The following is a 14,541-nucleotide window of genomic DNA, read 5'->3' as shown; positions in this document are numbered from 1 at the left end:
GACTGTCTGTAAAGGCACGATGAGGTCTCTTCTGATTTGTTAGCGCAACCAGTAGATCACACTTCATCGTGCTTTTCATTTTTCTGGGGAACCCTCAGCCCACAGGGAGAGAGAACCGATCGCGCTAAACCTTCACCTCCATCACCGCGTACACCCCATCCTTTGGCACCACCACGGTGACATTCTCCACCGGCACGCCCGCCGCGAGGTGGATATCCTGCAACTGCTGCAACGACCTGGGGTGAATGTCCTCCCAGCCAATACCGCGCAGCACAAAGTCGATCTGCGGGCTGCTGGTCAGCATATTCGACACAATCACCACCCCGCCGGGCTTCACCAGCCGCAGCGCGCGCTGCAGGAAAGTCACCGCATCGGTATCGTTGAAGTACTCAAATATGCCCAGCGCGTCGACCAGTTCGGCCTGATGCTCGCCCAGCTCCAGCAGTAAATCGTCGTTACGCACCAGCGTATGTAGCAGGTTGCGCCTGAGCAGCGTCAGCTGTTCGCCCACAACCAGCCCCTCCTGCGCGGCCATGGTCTCGGCCCAGCTCAGCGCGACGGGGTCTTTATCTACCAGCGTCAGGTACACCTGTTGGCCGTCGAGCTTTGCGTTGCGCAGCGCCTCCAGCACGGGAATGGCCGCCCCGCTGGCCAGGCTCACCCAGTTGTTCTCGCTCTCGTTATGGATGTACTTCTCTACCAGCGCAGCCAGCACTTTTGCGCGGGAGCGCACGCCGATGGCGTCGTTAGCGTGAATAAACCACTGGCGGCTGTCGCTGTCCATTTTCGTGCCTTCGGGGAGGCGGTCCTCCAGCGGATTTTGCACCACAAACAGCGCCAGCGCGGTGGGAACCAGCCGGGCGCGCCACGCGAGAAGCGCAGGCCGGTTGCGAAAAGCCTGTTCGGAGTAACGGTTCTGCGGGACAAGCACCGCCTGCCCGCCCTCTTCGTATTCAATCAGCGGAGGGCGAAGCGCCGGGTCGGCTTTCAGCGCCTGGTTAAGCGCGTTGATCTCCCGGGCAGTCTCGTCTTTCATCGGCCACTGGTCGCTGACATCAGGAAATGAGGCGCTGAAAATGGTCATATTTCCCGGTACGCTGCCGCGAAAAGGCTGCCAGTTCATGTCATCGTCCCCCCGTTGGGCTTTTAACGGAAGTGTATCCAGGCAAACCAGTAATACCCTACGAAGAAAGCACGAAATCGGGGCATTAGCTCTGCGACGTGCGCCACACCCCAGGCGTACAGCCGTACTCAAGCTGGAAATGACGGATAAAATGGGCGCAGTCGCTAAAGCCCATCCGCCGCGCAATGTCCGTGACGCTTTGCTGCGAGTTCTTCAACAGCCAGCAGGCATAGCGCAGTCTGGCGCTGCGGATAAATTCACGTGCCGTTTTACCAAACTCAGCATGAAACAGGCGATTAAGCTGACGCTCGCTCAGCTTGACGTCCTGGGCCAGCCCGGCGGCGCTAAGCGGGCGTGTCAGGTACTGTTCGATGATCATGACCGCTCTGCGCAGCCGCGAGTCCGGGATCAGCGCAATATTGGCAGGCCGCGGGGTAGTAACAGCGTGCGGTGAGAGCGATAAACGCCGTGACGTGGTGGCGGCAATATCGTCGCCCGCATGGGCGCGAATTAGCGCCGTGGTTAGCGTCAGCGTCGAGATCCCGCCCGGGCAGGTCAGCACATCGCCTTCATCGATAAAATCCAGCCCCTGCTCGGCATAAACCTGCGGAAACCGTTGCGTGAAGACGTCATGATGATAAGGATGGATCGAGGCGCGCCGTTCATTGAGGATCTCCTCTTCCGCCAGGATAAAGCTCCCGGTGCCAATACCGATCAGCGGAATGGCGTTGTGATGCGCCTCTGCAAGAAATGCCCGGTCGTCCTGGAGCCCCTTATCCAGATCCTCCAGGCTTCCGCCAATCACGGCAATATAGTCGTATTCCCCCGGAGTAAGATGTGCGGCTTCAGGCTGCACGCTAATACCGGCGCTGCTGGTGATGGGCAATTCCGCCCGGGTGCTTATCAGACTGAGTTTGAACGCGATTTTCTGTCTGGTTTTTTGTACACAGGACGCCGTACGTAACGCCTCCATTAACCCCGATAGGGCTAATAACGAAAAATGGGGCCACAGAAATAAACCGATATGCAGGGGTTTATTTCGTGCAGAACCACGCCTGCATGAGTCATCAGTTAAAGTTTTCATTACCTTGCCAAAAAATATTAATTACATTATCGCAACATATTGTGTTGCTCTTATATTACTCTAAGATATTTCTTAGCGGTTCAATAAAGTATAAATGATGACCACAAAACAGCAACGCTTTTCCCGTTCAGCCCTCCGTTTTTGAGGGGTGGCACACATAGGTCGGTAACGTCCCCAGAATGAATAAATAATTATCATTCTGCTGTTTCTTAATTCGCATATAAATACTCTCGTTGGGGTAGATGAAAAATAACGGTTCGTACTTCTCCAGCCAGCTGTCGCTCACGTCATCATCGGGGAATTTGATATTGCGGACAGATCGCATGTAATAGACATTATCTTTGCGCTCTACCTGAAAGAATATTTTACGATTAAAGGTCTTACCCGGATCGCTCTTCACCCGACCGTTCATGCTGAGCGTGCCGTTGTTACCGTCCACCGTATAATTTAGCCACAGGGTCAGTGTCTCTTCAGGATGGTGCTGAATAAAGTTCACCTGACAGGCAAAAGGGTGAATGTAATAACGCTGCCACAGATAATAACCAGCGGCTAACGCCCCCACCAGCAGGCACAAACAGAGCGTTAACAGCGTTTGACGGTAACGAGCCATATTAATGATCCTGAATAAAGTAATCTGACATACAACGGTTTGGTTCCGTCATTGCCCGGTCGCAGCGGATCACCGAAGCACGCGGCAACAGGCTATATCCACTGATATAGATCCAGGGATAGCTGCTGCATTCATCTTTAAATGGCGCAGCATAGGCCAGCGCTTTTTCCCTGTCCTGCGGCGTCTCGATATCGCGGGCAAAATAGAGCCGACACTCTCCCATCATTGTCGTGAAGCGGTAACCGTCCACAAAATAGTTGTCATGCGGCCGGCTATAGCTGATGACGCTCACGCTAATGATTAACAGCAGCGCCAGCAGTGCGCCCCCCAGCCAGAAGCGTCGTTTCGCAACCGGAGCAACGGGAGTGACAGGAGCCATGAGCTGCGGCACGCCATCCTCTTCCTGAACGGTCTGGACCGGTGCTTCTGGCTCTGCCGAGGGCAACTGCGCCTCTTTAATCGTAATTTGCGTATCGCTTGCCAGCGTCAGGCCAATACGGGGGATCGTGACGATTGGATCGGTTTCAAACCCGGCTTTTTTCAGCCCCTTACGCAGAATAGAGATATTCTGGTAATAGGTATTCGGCGACACCATCATTCCCCGACGTTGCCAGACAATGTCCATACACTCCTGTTGAGTGACAATACTCCCGGCTCTTTCAATCAATAACAGCAAACAACGTCCGGCAGGCGAGTTTAATACCACCACCTGTTCAGGATTATTGAGGTCGCGTAATGTGCTGGCCGCAGGATGAAACTCGACGATGCCATTAATGATATAATACTTATGCATAAGACTCGTTAAATACCTCCTGTAAACGCCGGTTTAAGGATTAATGTGACCGATAAACCCGCGTCTGTATATCCTGGCGCCTGGCGAAAAATCTTATTTTTATTTTTTCTTAACCGCTTATCTGAAGTTCTCTTAACCGCCTTTTTGGCCATATGAGATCTGGCAAAGCACCTGAAAATGCCTCATGCTACCTTTCCCCACGCGGACTTGACACTGACAAAACTCGACAAAACGGCGAATTGAACGCTTCGGCCATCCGTGTCTGAATTATTCAGAGACCTTTATTCACTTTTTCCGAGGAAACCTGACAAGACGCGGCCTGTGGGCAATTTCAGTCATCTCAAACTCGTCTAAAAGCCCCGTCATAATTAACAGTTTCACCCTGAAATTGTTATCAGAAGTAAGTAACAAGGCGGAATAACTGACATCACCAGACAATTTCCTTACAAAACATTTAGTAAAGCCAACTTTTCATTAAAAAGTGTCGGTATGATTAATTACAGGCAAATATGAGGCAGCCGGTACGGCAGGGAGATAATGAAGAAATCCGTTTAGCTCAACTTAATACAAATTAAGATTAATTCAGATTACCTGTTTCGCACTATCCGTATAGTGACTCCATACCGTGCAATGCTTAATTGCTTCGAAAATACAGGCATCGTTCTGCCAGACGGGCGAGCCTCATTACAATTATAAATCGAGGGAATAACATGGCGAATAAAACCGGAAATAAACGTCATTTAACAACCGCACTGTTGGGAGGCGATCACTTTTCACGTCAGGGGATCGCCGCGGTATTAAAAAACATGGTTCCTGAAATGCAGGTAATAGCATCAAGCGATGATTATTCATTAATGGAAACCGTGTGTTTAACCACCCCCGTTGATGTCATTTTTTTATCCGACACGGAAAAATATCACGCGGGATTTGATTGCCTGAAATATATAAAAAACATCAAATCCCGCCAGCCTGACGTCCTTATTTGTATGTATTCCGCGCCAGCCAATTCCTGGCTGTGGATACGCGGCGATATAGATGCCTATATCTCGCTGCAGGAGCCACTTTATCACTGGCGAGCCAGCTTATTAAAAATGGTCGATAGCCGATATCGCCCAAAAAAGAAACCCACGGCGTTATCGCTGACGCCGGGCGAATGGCGAGTATTGAAGGATCTGCGAAAAGGTCTGGATATGCGTTATATCGCCGAAACAGAGCAGCTTTCTTACCGCCGCGTCAGCGCGTTAAAAAGCTCAGCGATAAGAAAACTTGGGCTCAGAAATAAGACAGATTTGCTGGTCTTTTTAACCAGTTAGATCTGTCGACCAAGAGCACAACCCGACATAACGACAACATGGAATCAGGACAATGAAAGCTCAATTTAAAACGAAAACACTGCTTGCCGTCGCCGTTGCGGCAGTACTGCCAGCAGGGTCGGCGTTCGCTGCAACCACCAGCGGCGGCACGGTGAACTTCAGTGGCAAGGTGGTGACCTCGGCCTGCGCCATCAGTGCTGGCAGCGCCAACATTGATGTCGACATGGGCGAAGTGCGTACCGCCACGCTGGCCGCGGCAGGCAGTGAAGCCAGCACCGCGAAAGCCTTCTCCATCACCCTGGAAGATTGCGAAATCGCCGATACCTCCGCCTCAACGGAAGACAATCCGATTGCCGCCACCACCGTGGCCGTGACCTTCACCGGTACGCCGGATGCGGCCGATGCCAACAGCCTGGCCGTTGGCGCAAACGGCGGCGCTAACTCGGCGCAGCACGTTGCGATTCGCCTGTACGACGAGCAGGGCAAAGTGGTGAAGCTGGGTGAACCTGCCGCCGCCATTCCTCTGCGTGCGGGGGCCAACACCCTGAACTTCAGCGCGAAATATTACTCACCGCAGGGCAACGCCACGGCGGGTGATGCCAGCGCGGTTGCAACCTACACCGTTACCTACTCGTAATTTTCAGGCCCGGTTCGCTGGCCGGGCCTGACTTAGCTTTAAGGAGACGCACCATGCGCGCAAAAGCAGGGATCTGTCTGGCTATTTCATTATGTTCATCCGCCGCATATGCAGGCGGCGTAGGGCTGGGCGCCACGCGAATGGTTTACTCCAGCACTACCAACCAGTCCATGCTGCAGGTCAGGAACACGCATCCCGACGCCACGTTCCTGATCCAGTCATGGATGGAAAACGAAAAAGGGCAAAAAACCAACGACTTCGTTATTACGCCGCCACTGTTCGTCATGAAACCGGCCAGCGAAAGCGCGGTGAAAATCATGTTTAACGGTAAAGCCCTGCCAGAGGATCGCGAAACGCTCTACTGGATGACGGTGAAAGCCATTCCACAGCAGACCAAAAGCGGTTCCGGCAATTCGCTGCAGTTTGCTTCGGCAAACCGCATCAAGGTGTTTTATCGCCCGGAGAGCCTTGGGCAAGGCGCAGGGGACGCCTGGAAAAGCCTGACCGGAGCCTATCGCGGCGGAAAGGTCACACTCAGCAACCCAACGCCGTACTACCTCACCACCATCAACCTGAAAATCGATGGCATGCCGGTACAGCCGGTGATGGTGCCGCCGAAATCCAGCGTAACGCTGGGCGAAACCTTCAGCCACGCCAGCAGCGTGAGCTACCAGACCATTAACGATTATGGCGCATGGACGCCCGCGACACGCGCGGCATTGTCCCAATAATCCCGACTGTGAGGCGTGACCACGTGAAAAGAAAAATCCTGTGTGCCACGGTGATCTCCCTGGTAATTCGGCAGGCCATGGCGGCTGAAAGCGCGTTGCAATTTAACCCTGCGTTCCTCAACGGTGAGAGCGCCAACAGCGCCGATCTCGCCTGGGTCAACGCCGGGAGCGCATTGCCGCCGGGCGATCACAACCTCAACGTGTATATCAATAACAACTATGCGTTCACCGGCAATGTCACGTTCCGTACCGCTGAAAATACAGGGGAAGCCCTGCCATGCCTCACGCCTGAACAGATCGCGGCGCTGGGCATCAACAGCCAGCAGGCGAAAGGCGGCGCACTGCCGCTCGCGCAGCGCTGCATTTTTCTGACGGAGGCGTTTGCCGATACCCGGTTTGATTTTGACCAGCAGACGCTCTCCCTCAGCTTCACCGTACCGCAGAGCGCGATGCGCAATTTGCCGCGCGGGTATGTCAGCCCGGAAAGCTGGGAAGCGGGCATTCCTGCCGCGTGGCTGAACTATGTGGTAAACGGCTCGAACAATGACTATCAGGGCGAGACGCGCACGCGCGACCAGCAGCTGTTTGCGAGCCTGAACAGCGGCATCAATCTCGGCGCGTGGCGGCTGCGTGATTTCACCACGTGGACCAAAGATACTAACGAACTCACCCACGTGCAGACCTGGCTGCAGCGGGATATTCCCGCCCTGAACGCGCAGGTTTACGCCGGGGAAACGTATACCTCCGCCCAGGTGTTCGACGCCGTGGGCCTGCGCGGCATTGCCCTGAAAACCGATGACAATATGCTGCCTGCCAGCCTGAGCGGCTATGCGCCGGAAGTGCGCGGCATCGCCCGCAGCAACGCCACGGTGACGGTTCGCCAGAACGGCAACATCATTTATCAAACCTCAGTGCCGCCGGGGGCGTTTGTGCTGAAAGATCTCTACCCGACCTCTTCCGGGGGCGATCTCGCGGTCACGATCCAGGAGAACGACGGCAGCCAGACGCAGTACACGCTTCCGTATGCCAGCGTGCCAAACCTGGTGCGTAACGGACAGCTGAAATATGCCCTGGGAGCAGGGAAATATCGTCCGATGGGCCATCAGGATGCGCCCTCTTTCGCGCAGGGCGAGCTGTTCTTCGGCTGGCGTTATGGCCTGACGTTTTACGGTGGGGCGCAGTTTGCCGATCGCTATAACGGTCTGGCCTTCGGGATTGGGCAGAACCTGGGGCGCTTTGGCGCGTATTCCATCGACCTGACCCACGCCCGCAGCCAGCTGGCGGACGACCAGCACTACACCGGCGATTCCGTGCGCCTGCGTTACAGCAAGCTGCTGAATGATATCGGCACGCGGGTTAATTTTTTCTCGCTGCGCTACTCAACGAAAGGGTTTTATACCCTGAGCGATACCACGTACAAGGGCATGGCGGGCGGATCCCCAAAGCAGATTGTGGAAGACGATGGCACCGTCACCACCCACTACGACACGGTATATAACTTGCGCATGTCGCGTAAGGCCAAAAACCAGCTGCTGCTGTCACAGCCGATGGGGCAATACGGTTCGCTGTCGCTGTCGTGGGATCAGCAAACCTACTGGAACACGTCGAAAACCACGCAAAGTTTGCAGTTCGCGTGGAACGCCACGTTTCGTAACGTGTCGCTTGGCGTCAGCGTTCAGCGCAGCGCCAGCCTGTATGACGACAAAAAAGATAACGTGCTGGCGATGTCACTTTCGGTGCCGCTGGGCAACCCGGCGCTGTCGACCCGCGCCCGCTTTACCACCACCCATGCGGATTCTACCGGCACTACGGCCAGTACCGGCGTGAGCGGTTATCTGCCGGGCCAGGAGAACCTGTTTTACAGCGTCAACCAGCGCTATAGCGCACAGCAGCACTACGGCGGCGACGCCACGCTGCAATACGAAGGCGCAAAAGGAGACTACAACCTGGGCTACAGCTACACCCGCGATTCCCGCAACCTCAGCTACGGGATGAGCGGCGGCGCGGTGCTGCATGAAGATGGTCTGACGCTGAGCCAGCCGCTCGGCAACACCAACATTCTGGTGAAAGCCCCGGGCGCCAGCGACGTTGCCGTGCTTAACCACAAGGGTATCAAAACCGACAGCCGGGGCTACGCGGTGATCCCCTACGCCACGCCGTACCGCGTGAACCAGGTCGCGCTGGATGTCACAACCGCAGGTAATGACGTGGAGCTGGAGAATGCCATCGTCAACAAAACGCCGACCGACGGCGCGCTGGTTCGCGCCACCCTTGTCACACGCCAGGGGAAAAAAGCGATGTTTGTCGTGCGCCGCGGCAACGACGTGCTGCCCTTCGGCACGCTGGTCTCACTGAACGATGACAAAACCAGCGGCATCGTCGGCGACGGCGGCAGCCTGTATCTGTCGGGGTTAACCGAGCAGGGCACGTTGAGTGCCGTATGGGGGCGCAACAGCGACCAGCGCTGCACCATCAACTACGCGTTGAACAAGCAGAGCTATAACGCCCGCACCGGGCTCTATTCACAGGAGGTGGTATGTCAGTAACGCTTCGGACGTTCAGCATCGCTTTGCTGATCTTCACGTTCCCGGTTCGCGGCTATGACGTGCTGGTTTCCGTCACCGGGAATTTGATCGGCAACACCTGCGTTGTCGCGGCGGACTCTAAAGAGCAGGACGTTCCGCTGGGTACCATCGGGATTAAACAATTCCCCCGTGCAGGCTCGGTCAGCAATATCAAAACGCCCTTCACGATCAGGCTTGAAGCGTGCGGGCCAACCTTTGCCGGGGTCAAAATCCGCTTCAGCGGCACGCCGGATAACGACAACCCGCAGCTGGTGAAAATTGCCGACGGCGGCGCCACCGGCGTGGCGGTGCAGATCCTCGATAAAGACGGCGGGTTGATCCCCCTCGACACGCAAACCACCGCCCGGGGCACGCCGGGCGATGACAGCGTAGAGATGACCTTCTACGCTCGGCTGGCCGCCACGGGCGCGCCGGTGAATGCCGGAGACGTCTCCGCTTTTGCCACCTGGACCACGGAGTATCAATGATGCGTTTATTCTTGTTTATTAGCGGATTACTGCTCTGCGCCAGCGCACAGGCGATGGAATGGAAATCAGATATCACCCTCTCCCCGCAGCCGATGACCTACAGCGGCCCGGCAGATTCGGTGGTGCCGGGGAGCATTATCGGCTCCACCTGGAGCGCCTCCGTCAGCGTACAACAGGTGTTCTGGTGTGGGTTTGTTTTTCACTGCACTAAAAGCACGCTGGAGCCGAGCAGCAGCGCGATCTCAAGCGGGATGACGGTCACCGTCGACGGGGTGAACTACACCATTTTTGAAACCGGCGTTCCAGGCGTGGGTTATATCATCGGGCTGAAGGATTTTAATGGGACGAAATACATTCCCCTGCAAACCGGTGTGACGCAGAGCTATCCGGCAGAAGGCACCAGTACAAGCACCCAGGATCTGGGGTGGTCGGCAAAGGTCACCTTCATAAAAACCGGTGTCGCCCTGAAATCCGGCGTGTATCAAATTCCGACTATCAACGCCGCGGTGCTAACCGCCTATAACAACGAGGTCAAAACGGCAAAGGTCATCATTAACCCCACCACCATCACCGTGACGGCGAGCGGCTGTACGGTGGGCACCAAAAGCGCGAACGTCGATCTGGGTACGATCGATATCCGCACGTTGACCACCGTGGGCAGTACATCGCCTTCGGGTGCGTTTAACGTCAGCCTGACCTGTGACGCGAACGTCGCGGTGAGCGCGGTGATGACCGATCAGACCACGCCGTCAAACACCTCGTCGATGGTGACGCTGACCGGCGACTCCACCGCGTCCGGCGTAGGGGTGCAGTTTTTCTATAACGGCACCGGCCCGCTGATGATGGGGCCGGACAGCTCGGCGGCGGGCACAACCAATCAGTTCTTTATCCAGAGCACCACTGCGGCACAAACCCTGTCGCTGCCGTTCCAGGCGCAATACATCCGAACCGGCGAACTGGTCCCCGGCTCGGCGAACGCGCTGGCAAGCATTACGTTCTCGTACCAGTAGGGGTTAATGTTTTACCCACACCAGCTGATCGACCCGGAAGCCCAGACTGCGCGCGGTGTTCAGGTAATCCTGCTTCACCGCGTCCGGCACGGTTGGCGTGCGCGACAAAATCCACAGGTAGTCGCGGTTCGGGCCGCTGACCAGCGCGTACTGGTACTTATCGTCCAGCTTGATGACGTTATAGCCGCCGTAGAACGGGCCGAAGAACGAAACCTTCAGCGCGGCGGTGGTTGGCGCGCCGGTAAAGTACGCTTTGCCTTCACTCTCGTTCCATTTGTTCTTCACCGGGTCGTAACCCCGGTTAAGCACGCTGATTCCGCCATCGCTCCGTTGGCCGTAGGTGGCCGTCACCTGCTCCAGCCCGCGTTCAAAGCGGTTCTCCAGGCGGGCGACTTCATACCACTTGCCGAGATAGCGGCTGGCATCAAAACCGGAAATAGGCTGCACGCCTTTCGGCGGCGTGGGGGATTTACAGGCTACAAGGGTCAGCGCAATGGCAACCCCGGTGACAACAGGCCATAGCTTCATGAGAATTCCTTTCATTTGCACGGTTGGATGTTAAGTGTAGTGCACCCTTTCGGCGCTTCATCCCGTTCTGAAAAATTCGTAGTATATTGAGAGTATTCCTCCACTCTGGACATGGACATGGCTTACTCCATCGGCGAATTCGCCAGACTTAGCGGCATCACCGCCACCACGCTGCGGGCGTGGCAGCGTCGTTATGGTTTACTCAAGCCACAGCGCACGGAGGGCGGCCACCGCCAGTACAGCGATGAAGACGTTCAGCAGGCGCTGAAAATCCTCGACTGGGTGAAAAAAGGCGTGCCCATTGGCCAGGTAAAACCCCTGCTTGAGCGCCCTGTACCCCGCCGGACCAACAACTGGCAAACGCTACAGCAGAACATGCTGGAACGCCTGCAGGGGGGCAAAATCGAGTCCCTGCGCCAGATGATTTACGACGCGGGCCGCGAATACCCCAGACCTGAGCTGGTGACCAACGTGCTGCGTCCGCTGCGCAGCCAGGTGTCCGCCAACGTCGCCGCCGCCATGACCCTGCGCGCGATCCTCGACGGCATCCTCATCGCCTACACCTCGTTTTGCCTCGAAGGCGATAAAAAAGCGCCGGGCGATAACATTCTGCTCAGCGGCTGGTACCTGAACGACTCGGGTGAAATCTGGCTCGAAGCCTTGTCGCGGACCGGTCAGGGTCACCGCATCGACGTATTACCCACGCCCCCTGCCACGCTGGCACCGGAGATATTTCCCGATCGCAAATGGTTGCTGGTCACCAGCGGTAAACTGACCGCCGCGCGGAAAAAACAGGTGGCGCAGTGGCAGCAGCAGCTTTCCCTTGAGGTCATTATCCTCTAATGATTTTCTCCTGCGGGAATCTTCACGAAAAGTTGAATATTTTTCCGCGCCGCAGATGCTAACGTTTTCCTGTGACTGACAACTTCACAGGAAAACAACATGAAAAAAACTGCCCCTCTGCTGATCCTGGCCTCCATGGCTTTTGCCCCTGCCGCCTTCAGTGCCCCTGCCGGCACGCTGAGCGTACACGTTCTCGACCAGCAAACCGGCATGCCGCCTTCGGATGTCACCGTTACCCTGGAAAAGCAGCAGCAGGACAAATGGATCCCGGTTGCCAGCGGCAAAACCGACCATGACGGACGTATCAAATCGCTCTATCCCCAGGAACAGGACATGCAGCCTGGCGTGTATAAAGTGACCTTCAAAACCGCAGACTATTTCCACGCTAAAAAGCTGGAGACATTCTTCCCGGAAGTACCGGTGCTGTTTACCGTCACCCGGACCAACGAGAAACTGCACATTCCACTTCTGCTGAGTCAGTACGGTTATTCAACCTACAAGGGCAGTTAAAACCTGTTGATTTTAAACGGCAATAAAAAATACCTCCGCCAATACTTGGACAAATAAGCAAGATTGTGTAAGTTTTAAGTATTGGCTCTGGAGGAACATACCATGACAACGAAACCTGTGCTGGGTATTAGCGGCTGCTTGACCGGGTCCGCCGTTCGCTTTGACGGCGGGCATAAGCGTATGGGTTTCGTCATGGATGAGCTGGCCCAGTGGGTGAATTTCCGACCCGTTTGCCCCGAAATGGCCATCGGCCTGCCTACACCACGCCCTGCGCTGCGTTTGATCATGACGACCGGCGGCGACACGCAGATGCGTTTTAGCCATCCGCCGCATGATGACGTCACGCAGAAAATGGCCGACTTTACGGCCAGTTATCTGCCAAAGATCGGCGATCTCGCCGGGTTTATCGTCTGTGCAAAATCCCCGAGCTGCGGCATGGAACGCGTGCGCGTGTACGATGAAAACGGCAACCGGGGCCGCAAGGAGGGCGTCGGGCTGTTCACCGCCGCGCTCCTTGAAACCTGGCCGTGGCTGCCCGTAGAAGAGGATGGCCGTCTGCACGACCCGGTGCTGCGGGAAAACTTCGTCGAGCGCGTTTTTGCGCTGCACGAACTGAACACGCTGCGTAAAAACGGCCTGACGCGCCGCGCGCTACTGGATTTTCACAGCCGCTACAAACTGCAGCTGCTGGCACACCATCAGGCGGGTTACCGTGAGATTGGCCCATTTGTCGCCTCGCTGCATGAATGGGACGATCTGGACGCGTTCTTCGAGGCGTACCGCGAAAAACTGATGACCATCCTGAAAAAGCCCGCCTCGCGGAAAAATCACACCAACGTGCTGATGCATATTCAGGGCTATTTCCGTAACCAGCTTAACAGCCGCCAGCGGGGTGAGCTTCGTGACGTGATCCTGCATTACCGAGAAGGACTTCTGCCCATTCTTGCGCCGATCACGCTGCTAAAACATTACCTGGCTGAATACCCGGATCAGTATCTGATGACGCAAAATTACTTTGATCCCTATCCTGATGATTTGGGTCTGCGTCTGGCCGTTAAATAATCAATAAGGCGAAGGCCCCCATTGACCCTCAGGGGCCCGAAGCAGTAGCCCGTTTAGACGACATCCTCACTGTCGTCTCTTTTTTGCATTTCGCCTGAAAGGCTGTAAATATATACAGGTCATAACGCAAAAAAGGGATCGGCCTGTGATTAACACCCTGCACATTCAAAACTACCGCTCAATTCGCGATATGTCGCTGGAGCTGGAACAGCTCAACATTGTCTTCGGCCCGAATGGCACCGGAAAATCAAATATTTACAAGGCGATCCACCTGATGCACAGCGCCGCGCAGGGGCAGTTTTCTCAGGCTCTGGCGAATGAAGGCGGGATTTTGAAAGTGTTCTGGGCGGGTAAAACCCGCAGCGACCAGCTGCGACGGATGAACCTGGCGGTAGAAACCGAAACCTACGAATACGAGCTGCAGGTAGGCTTTGTTGAGAAGCTGCCCTATCCCTCGCAGTTTCAGCTCGATCCGGTGATCAAAGAAGAGTCGCTCTGGCTGAGCGGCCAGCACCGCCGCCCGTCGGCACAGCTGATGAAGCGCAGAAATCAGGCGGTTTTCCTGAATAACGTCCACCACGAGAAAGTGACCCACAGCGGCACGCTGTACGAGAACGAATCGGTGTTCGGCCAGCTCGGCGAACCGCACCTTTACCCGGAAGTGTCGCAGATGCGCGAGTCCCTGCGTAACTGGCGATTTTATCATGAGTTTTCCGTTGCAAGCGGCTCCATGATGCGTGCCCCGCAGGTGGGTTTCCGCTCTCCTGTGCTGGCGAGCGACGGCGCCAACCTCGCGGCGGCGTTTCAGACCATTGTCGAGATTGGCGATGAACTGCTGCTGATGCGCATTCTTGACCAGGCTTTCCCCGGCTGCGTGTTTTACAGCGACAACACTGGCGGACGTTTTCGCATGATGATGCAGCGCGAGGGCTTAAGCCGCCCGCTGGAACCGGCGGAGTTCTCAGACGGCACGCTGCGCTTTTTATGCCTGGCGGTGGCACTGTTAAGCCCGCGCCCACCGGCGTTTATCGCCCTCAACGAACCGGAAAACAGCCTGCATCCGCAGATGCTGCCCGCGCTGGCAAGCCTGATTGCCGAGGCCAGCCGCTACTCGCAGATCTGGCTTACCAGCCACTCGCCGGAGCTGGCGACATTGATTGAGAAGCACCGATCGTTTTCGCTGTATCAGCTGTCAATGACGGAGGGAGAGACGAAGATGGAGAAGCTGGGGTAAGAAGGGGCTTT

The 14,541-nt window shown here is 56.0% G+C and carries 15 protein-coding genes; 10 read left to right on the top strand and 5 right to left on the bottom strand.

Translation table 11 applies throughout. The annotated features are described in order from the left end of the window. Positions 1–124: 124 nt before the first annotated feature. The 4 genes from AC2FAK_RS20885 to AC2FAK_RS20870 form a co-directional block, all read right to left on the bottom strand. Complete coding sequence (locus AC2FAK_RS20885; RefSeq protein ID WP_095455678.1) at positions 125–1,123, bottom strand: class I SAM-dependent methyltransferase; 999 nt, start codon at positions 1,121–1,123, stop codon at positions 125–127. 85 nt (positions 1,124–1,208) lie between these two features. Next, entirely contained in the window at positions 1,209–2,096 is an 888-nt protein-coding gene (locus AC2FAK_RS20880; protein ID WP_040021051.1) for a GlxA family transcriptional regulator, read from the bottom strand. Positions 2,097–2,334: 238 nt separating this feature from the next. After that, positions 2,335–2,817, bottom strand: coding sequence for a hypothetical protein (locus AC2FAK_RS20875; protein WP_013094867.1), 483 nt, complete (start codon positions 2,815–2,817; stop codon positions 2,335–2,337). Between the two features lies 1 nt (position 2,818). Further along, a complete protein-coding gene (locus AC2FAK_RS20870; protein ID WP_095455677.1) occupies positions 2,819–3,610 on the bottom strand; it encodes a winged helix-turn-helix domain-containing protein in 792 nt (263 codons plus the stop codon). 710 nt (positions 3,611–4,320) lie between these two features. Between AC2FAK_RS20870 and AC2FAK_RS20865 the strand changes: the two genes are divergently transcribed. From AC2FAK_RS20865 to AC2FAK_RS20840, 6 genes are read left to right on the top strand one after another with little or no spacing between them, the layout of a single operon-like run. Then, complete coding sequence (locus AC2FAK_RS20865; RefSeq protein ID WP_095455676.1) at positions 4,321–4,923, top strand: LuxR C-terminal-related transcriptional regulator; 603 nt, start codon at positions 4,321–4,323, stop codon at positions 4,921–4,923. A 52-nt stretch (positions 4,924–4,975) separates the two neighbouring features. Continuing rightward, entirely contained in the window at positions 4,976–5,560 is a 585-nt protein-coding gene (locus tag AC2FAK_RS20860; RefSeq protein WP_013094864.1) for a fimbrial protein, read from the top strand. A gap of 53 nt (positions 5,561–5,613) precedes the next feature. Further along, the gene (locus AC2FAK_RS20855) at positions 5,614–6,291 is read left to right on the top strand and encodes a fimbrial biogenesis chaperone (protein ID WP_023621016.1); all 678 of its coding nucleotides are present in this window, start codon (positions 5,614–5,616) and stop codon (positions 6,289–6,291) included. Between the two features lie 23 nt (positions 6,292–6,314). After that, positions 6,315–8,837: a fimbria/pilus outer membrane usher protein gene (locus tag AC2FAK_RS20850; protein ID WP_095455675.1), complete on the top strand. Its 2,523-nt coding sequence runs from the start codon at positions 6,315–6,317 to the stop codon at positions 8,835–8,837. After that, positions 8,828–9,343, top strand: a complete 516-nt coding sequence (locus AC2FAK_RS20845; RefSeq protein ID WP_048972227.1) for a fimbrial protein — start codon at positions 8,828–8,830, stop codon at positions 9,341–9,343. The genes AC2FAK_RS20850 and AC2FAK_RS20845 overlap by 10 nt, the downstream gene beginning before the upstream one ends. Beyond that, complete coding sequence (locus AC2FAK_RS20840) at positions 9,343–10,353, top strand: fimbrial protein (RefSeq protein ID WP_095455679.1); 1,011 nt, start codon at positions 9,343–9,345, stop codon at positions 10,351–10,353. The genes AC2FAK_RS20845 and AC2FAK_RS20840 overlap by 1 nt, the downstream gene beginning before the upstream one ends. A gap of 3 nt (positions 10,354–10,356) precedes the next feature. On the opposite strand, the gene AC2FAK_RS20835 is transcribed toward AC2FAK_RS20840, so the two are convergent. Further along, the gene (locus AC2FAK_RS20835; protein WP_029881878.1) at positions 10,357–10,881 is read right to left on the bottom strand and encodes a lipocalin family protein; all 525 of its coding nucleotides are present in this window, start codon (positions 10,879–10,881) and stop codon (positions 10,357–10,359) included. A gap of 117 nt (positions 10,882–10,998) precedes the next feature. Between AC2FAK_RS20835 and AC2FAK_RS20830 the strand changes: the two genes are divergently transcribed. From AC2FAK_RS20830 to AC2FAK_RS20815, 4 genes are all read left to right on the top strand, one after another. Then, positions 10,999–11,724, top strand: a complete 726-nt coding sequence (locus AC2FAK_RS20830) for a MerR family transcriptional regulator (RefSeq protein ID WP_095455674.1) — start codon at positions 10,999–11,001, stop codon at positions 11,722–11,724. A 99-nt stretch (positions 11,725–11,823) separates the two neighbouring features. After that, complete coding sequence (gene uraH, locus AC2FAK_RS20825) at positions 11,824–12,234, top strand: hydroxyisourate hydrolase (RefSeq protein ID WP_013094857.1); 411 nt, start codon at positions 11,824–11,826, stop codon at positions 12,232–12,234. A 102-nt stretch (positions 12,235–12,336) separates the two neighbouring features. Continuing rightward, positions 12,337–13,296, top strand: a complete 960-nt coding sequence (locus AC2FAK_RS20820; protein WP_029881877.1) for a YbgA family protein — start codon at positions 12,337–12,339, stop codon at positions 13,294–13,296. Between the two features lie 145 nt (positions 13,297–13,441). Continuing rightward, entirely contained in the window at positions 13,442–14,530 is a 1,089-nt protein-coding gene (locus AC2FAK_RS20815) for an AAA family ATPase (protein ID WP_013094854.1), read from the top strand. Positions 14,531–14,541: the final 11 nt, after the last annotated feature.

This window comes from Enterobacter cloacae complex sp. 394F7, from assembly GCF_057320385.1.
Note: the sequence above shows the minus strand (reverse complement) of the source record. Positions and strands in the feature narration are given on the sequence as shown.

Coding starts and splice junctions, on each gene's coding strand:
- AC2FAK_RS20820 (WP_029881877.1), top strand. CDS start 12,337: ATGACAACGAAACCTGTGCTGGGTATTAGCGGCTGCTTGACCGGGTCC.
- AC2FAK_RS20845 (WP_048972227.1), top strand. CDS start 8,828: ATGTCAGTAACGCTTCGGACGTTCAGCATCGCTTTGCTGATCTTCACG.
- AC2FAK_RS20875 (WP_013094867.1), bottom strand. CDS start 2,817: ATGGCTCGTTACCGTCAAACGCTGTTAACGCTCTGTTTGTGCCTGCTG.
- AC2FAK_RS20880 (WP_040021051.1), bottom strand. CDS start 2,096: ATGGAGGCGTTACGTACGGCGTCCTGTGTACAAAAAACCAGACAGAAA.
- AC2FAK_RS20865 (WP_095455676.1), top strand. CDS start 4,321: ATGGCGAATAAAACCGGAAATAAACGTCATTTAACAACCGCACTGTTG.
- AC2FAK_RS20870 (WP_095455677.1), bottom strand. CDS start 3,610: ATGCATAAGTATTATATCATTAATGGCATCGTCGAGTTTCATCCTGCG.
- AC2FAK_RS20860 (WP_013094864.1), top strand. CDS start 4,976: ATGAAAGCTCAATTTAAAACGAAAACACTGCTTGCCGTCGCCGTTGCG.
- AC2FAK_RS20885 (WP_095455678.1), bottom strand. CDS start 1,123: ATGAACTGGCAGCCTTTTCGCGGCAGCGTACCGGGAAATATGACCATT.
- AC2FAK_RS20855 (WP_023621016.1), top strand. CDS start 5,614: ATGCGCGCAAAAGCAGGGATCTGTCTGGCTATTTCATTATGTTCATCC.
- uraH (WP_013094857.1), top strand. CDS start 11,824: ATGAAAAAAACTGCCCCTCTGCTGATCCTGGCCTCCATGGCTTTTGCC.
- AC2FAK_RS20830 (WP_095455674.1), top strand. CDS start 10,999: ATGGCTTACTCCATCGGCGAATTCGCCAGACTTAGCGGCATCACCGCC.
- AC2FAK_RS20835 (WP_029881878.1), bottom strand. CDS start 10,881: ATGAAGCTATGGCCTGTTGTCACCGGGGTTGCCATTGCGCTGACCCTT.
- AC2FAK_RS20840 (WP_095455679.1), top strand. CDS start 9,343: ATGCGTTTATTCTTGTTTATTAGCGGATTACTGCTCTGCGCCAGCGCA.